This is a genomic window from Lysinibacillus alkalisoli (genome assembly GCF_014643595.1).
Classification (GTDB): domain Bacteria; phylum Bacillota; class Bacilli; order Bacillales_A; family Planococcaceae; genus Metalysinibacillus; species Metalysinibacillus alkalisoli.
This window is the reverse complement of sequence record NZ_BMJT01000027.1, coordinates 1-1435: the sequence shown is the minus strand read 5'-3', so window position 1 is coordinate 1435 and position 1435 is coordinate 1. Positions and strand designations below refer to the sequence as shown.

Sequence of the window (1435 nt, the reverse complement as noted above, 5' to 3'; positions counted from 1 at the left end):
AAAACCGCTGAAACTGAAATTTTCTTCTTCAATGGCGTAGATGAGCGCATTATCCAAACCATTATGAAGGAGCTGAAAAGTCGATGAGACATGATTTTACGAGTGTGCAAAACATCTATATTATTTGCGGCAAGACTGACATGCGCAAAGGGATAGATGGTCTCGCAACACTGATTCAAGATTCTTTTGAATTAGATCCTTACAGCGATTCAATTTTTCTTTTTTCCGGATGGAGTAAGGACCGCTATAAATGTTTATATTTTGATGGAGATGGCTTCGCCATGCTTTATAAAAGATTAGATAATGGCAAACTTCAATGGCCAAAAGATGAAAATGAGGTGCGAAATCTTTCGCAGCAGGAACTACGTTGGCTATTAGAAGGATTGTCATTACAGCAGCCAAAAGCGATTGCAAAATCTTTAAAATGTAGCTTTTAATCTCTCTTTCCCTAATGGTATAATCATCCATAACTTATACTGTACGGAAAAGTGGTGGAGATGTTGGAAAATAACGTAACAACAGAAAAATTGATTCAATTACTTGAGCAACAATTGGCTCAATCTAATCGACAAATAGAAGCTTTAACTGAACAAGTACGTCAGTTAACAAAAGCCTTATATGGCTCTAAATCAGAAAAATCGAAGTACCAAGCACCCGATGGGCAAGTTTCCTTATTTGAAGACGACCCGTCTTTTAACGAACCTGAGCAGACAGTGGAACAAAGCACCGATACAGTTAGTTATACGGTTATTCGAAAAAAGACAAATAAAAAACGAAATGATTCGTTTCGCGAGAATATTGAAATCGAAGAAATTCACCATCATCCGACCGATTTAACTTGTGAGTGTTGTTAGGAGAAAATGATGGAATTCAGTTCAATGTTGGTACGTGAAGAGGCAAAATTTATTCCAGCTACAATGAAACGTGTACAACACTTTGAACATATTTATGAGTGTAAAATCTGTAAAAAATATACCTCAAAGAAGGCACAAATCAAGCGTGGCAAAGCACCACAAGGTGCAATCCAAAGAAGTATAGCCGGTCCTACGGTTTTAGCCAAGCTAATCTACGATAAGTTTATTCAGTATTTGCCTCTTTATCGTCAGGTAAATGAGTGGGAACGTCATGGTCTCCTCACAAACGATAAAAATTTATCTAATTGGGTAATTCGTGTAGCAGAAGATTGGCTTCAACCACTCTATGACTTGATGAAGCAATTATTAACAGCAAAATCCGTGCTGCATATGGATGAAACCTATAATCAAATTTTGAAACGTTCTGATGGTAAGCCAGCTCAATCAAACGCATACAATTGGGTATCTCGTAGTGTTCAAAGCGAAGGGCCAGTAATCGTTCTCTTTAAAAGTGCGCTTTCTCGTGGTCGTGCAATTTTAGAAGATTTTATTAGAGGATTGAAAGGCATCATCATATGCGA

The 1435-nt window shown here is 37.5% G+C and carries 3 protein-coding genes; all 3 read left to right on the top strand.

Features of this window, described 5'->3' with window-relative positions; translation table 11 throughout:
• Positions 1–83: 83 nt before the first annotated feature.
• Complete coding sequence (gene tnpB / locus IEW44_RS15795) at positions 84–437, top strand: IS66 family insertion sequence element accessory protein TnpB (protein WP_188616018.1); 354 nt, start codon at positions 84–86, stop codon at positions 435–437.
• A 63-nt stretch (positions 438–500) separates the two neighbouring features.
• Entirely contained in the window at positions 501–854 is a 354-nt protein-coding gene (locus tag IEW44_RS15965) for an IS66 family transposase (protein WP_229704285.1), read from the top strand.
• A gap of 9 nt (positions 855–863) precedes the next feature.
• Positions 864–1435, top strand: a 572-nt coding sequence (locus IEW44_RS15960; RefSeq protein WP_229704284.1) for an IS66 family transposase, incomplete at its 3' end; no start/stop codon positions are given.